Source organism: Ilyobacter sp., assembly GCF_041583315.1.
Classification (GTDB): Bacteria; Fusobacteriota; Fusobacteriia; order Fusobacteriales; family Fusobacteriaceae; genus Ilyobacter.
The window spans coordinates 1-2,668 of sequence record NZ_JBFHGC010000406.1; the positions used below are offsets into that span (position 1 = coordinate 1).

Annotated in this window: 3 protein-coding genes and 1 pseudogene; 3 read left to right on the plus strand and 1 reads right to left on the minus strand. The window is 35.8% G+C overall.

All coding sequences use genetic code 11. The features are described from left to right. Together ABZA26_RS12105 and ABZA26_RS12110 are read left to right on the plus strand one after the other, a co-directional pair. Positions 1 to 276 (plus strand): annotated as a pseudogene (locus ABZA26_RS12105) (hypothetical protein); the annotation flags it as partial. Between the two features lie 175 nt (positions 277 to 451). Continuing rightward, positions 452 to 859 carry a SoxR reducing system RseC family protein gene (locus tag ABZA26_RS12110; protein ID WP_372714772.1) on the plus strand — a complete coding sequence of 136 codons (408 nt, stop codon included), beginning with the start codon at positions 452 to 454 and terminating at the stop codon, positions 857 to 859. A 60-nt stretch (positions 860 to 919) separates the two neighbouring features. On the opposite strand, the gene ABZA26_RS12115 is transcribed toward ABZA26_RS12110, so the two are convergent. Further along, positions 920 to 1,759, minus strand: coding sequence for a S1 RNA-binding domain-containing protein (locus ABZA26_RS12115; protein ID WP_372714773.1), 840 nt, complete (start codon positions 1,757 to 1,759; stop codon positions 920 to 922). A gap of 201 nt (positions 1,760 to 1,960) precedes the next feature. Here ABZA26_RS12115 and ABZA26_RS12120 point away from each other — a divergent pair, with 201 nt between their 5' ends. Further along, on the plus strand, positions 1,961 to 2,578 hold the full coding sequence (locus ABZA26_RS12120) for a metallophosphoesterase (protein ID WP_372714774.1): 618 nt from the start codon (positions 1,961 to 1,963) through the stop codon (positions 2,576 to 2,578). The last annotated feature ends 90 nt before the right edge of the window (positions 2,579 to 2,668 follow it).

Consider the following 2,668-nt stretch of genomic DNA (forward strand, 5'->3'; position numbering starts at 1 on the left):
CACGCCTTTGCTGAAAACTGCTTTAAAGATAAAAATAGCAATTGTGACCCTGTACTCCTGGCAGAGTTTATCTTTATTGTTTTCATTATTTCTTTATCAGTTATACTACCAGATCACCTTTCTGAGACTAAATGGGATATGAATATGTTCCCATCTTCAGAACATATCTTCGGAACTGATGATCTCGGAAGAGATATATTTTTCAGAACTATAAAGGGAACTAAAATATCAATGACCATAGCAATAACAGGAGGTCTGATCGAACTCTTTATATGATATGGAAGAAAACTGTAGTAAAGAAAATAAAGAGGAGAAAAAAGGCGGAGTTTTTTCAAAACTTTTTAAAAAAAAATAGGTGAATCGACAAAAAAGTTTCGGAGATAAAAAACTCGTCTGCTGAAGTGTTAAAAGAATTAAGAAGCTTGTTTTTTAATTTAAAGAGGTGTTTTTTATGCAAAAAGAAGGGATAGTCTTAAAAATAGAGGGTGACACAGCCTATGTAAATGTAAAACCTGCTCATAAAGGCGGGTGTGGGAGCTGTGGCAAGTGTAAAGTGAAAGAGAGTGAGTTTGTTATAGAGATGGATCTTCCTGATTTTCCTATTGATGCAGGTGACAGGGTTCTTCTGCATATGGAGGACAGCTCTGTATATTCTGTAGGGCTCTTTCTTTATGTTGTACCTCCGCTTTTTATGATACTGGGGTATCTGACAGCACAATTTTTTGGTGCAGGTGAGGGACTCGGGATATTTGTGAGTTTTCTTTTCCTAATTGTTGCTTTTTATCTGATAAGATACTTTGACAGGAGTCGAGGAAAAAAGCTTATTAAAAACAATATGAAGATAATAAAAAGAATGTAAAAAAAATCCCCTCAATAATCAGGGGATTTTTTAAGTTAATTGTATTTGATATTATTGATATTACTTGATTTTAAATCCATCTTCTGTTTTTGTCACAAGACCGTTTTTAAGAAGATTTCCCATAGCCCTTTTAAAGGCCTTTTTACTCATACCCAGCATTTTTTCGATTTTATCAGGTGAACTCTTATCATTCAGAGGAAAGATATTTCTGTAGAGTTTCATTTTTTCAAGAAGCTTTTCAGCATCCTTGTCCATCTGCTGGTGCAAAAGTGCTCTAGGACTGAGGTCGAGCTTTCCGTCTTCTCTGACTCTGATCACTCTGAGCTCTAATTCCTGTCCTACTTCATATTCCTCATAGCACTCGCTTTTAGGAATAAGTCCGAAATATCTGTCATCTACAGCTACAAAAATACCGATGTCTTTTTGAATTCTGTAAACTGTAGCTGAAACAAGGTCGTTTGCCTTATAATCTTTGCAAGGTAAAAGGAACTTGTAAATCTGCATTGTAGCAGAAAGTCTTCCTTTTTTATCTTCGTAGAGACCTACCAGATACTTGTTTCCTAATTTTATTTTTCCTTCTTCCTGACCTCTTGGAAGGAGGATATCTTTATTTAATCCCCAGTCAAGGAAAGCCCCTATTTCAGTGATGTCCACAACTTCAAGTTTTGAAAGTGCTCCTACCACTGCATAGGTTTTTCTCAATGTGGCGATAAGCCTGTCCTCAGAATCACGGTAGATGAAGACATCTAGATAGTCTCCAGGAGCTACCTCCATATTTTCAATTTCATTATTAGGCAAAAGGATATTATCTTTGGGATTGTCTGTCTCGGCATCCATATACACACCGATACTGGCAATGTTATTTACTTTCATCTTTTGTCTTTTTCCTATTTTTATCATATTACACTCCTTTGAATAACAAATACCCTGTATTATACAATTATTTAGTAAATTTTACAATGTAAAACTTATTGTAAATATTGGCACGCTGACTATATGCAGGTCTGAAAAAGTTGTTTCTAATATACAGAATAAAAAAAATGGATTATAATAGATTATAGCATAAGATTGTCAAAAACGATTTTCAAAAGGAGATATTTAATGGATAAAATAGCTGTCATATCAGATATTCATGGAAATATACCTGCTCTGGAAGCTGTTTTAAAAGATATAGAAGATAAAAAAATATCCAGAATATTTTGTCTTGGAGACCTTGCAGGAAAAGGTCCTGGTTCTTGTGAAGCAGTTGATATTATAAGGAAAAAATGTGAAATAGTGGTAAAGGGAAACTGGGAATATTTCATATCAGAGCAGGAAGATAATGAATTTGAAGAAGTCTTGTGGCACAGGGGGGTACTGGGAGAGAAAAGACTGAAATACCTAAGGGAACTCCCCCTATACCACGAGTTTTATATGAGCGGAAAACTGGTAAGAATATGCCACGCCTCACCAAAGGATGTCTTAAAGAGAGTCCACGCCACAGCGAGCTATGATGAAAAAATGGAACTTTTTGAAGCTCCTGAAGATTCAGAAATAGATTCAGATGTGGTAATATACGGTGATATTCACGGAGCCTATTCGCAGTGTTTTGATAAAAAAATGATTTTTAATGTAGGCAGTGTGGGAAATCCCCTTGAGATGACTCTGGCTTCCTACGGAATAATAGAAGGAAAATATAAAGGCCTGGATGAGGGATTTTTTTCCATGGCTTTTGTATGAGTACCATATGATATAGAGCTGGCTGTACAGTATGGCAGCGACAAGAAAATACGGGCTTTGGAGTTTTTTATAAGTGAGCTGAGGTCAGGG

Coding starts and splice junctions, on each gene's coding strand:
- ABZA26_RS12110 (WP_372714772.1), top strand. CDS start 452: ATGCAAAAAGAAGGGATAGTCTTAAAAATAGAGGGTGACACAGCCTAT.
- ABZA26_RS12115 (WP_372714773.1), bottom strand. CDS start 1,759: ATGATAAAAATAGGAAAAAGACAAAAGATGAAAGTAAATAACATTGCC.
- ABZA26_RS12120 (WP_372714774.1), top strand. CDS start 1,961: ATGGATAAAATAGCTGTCATATCAGATATTCATGGAAATATACCTGCT.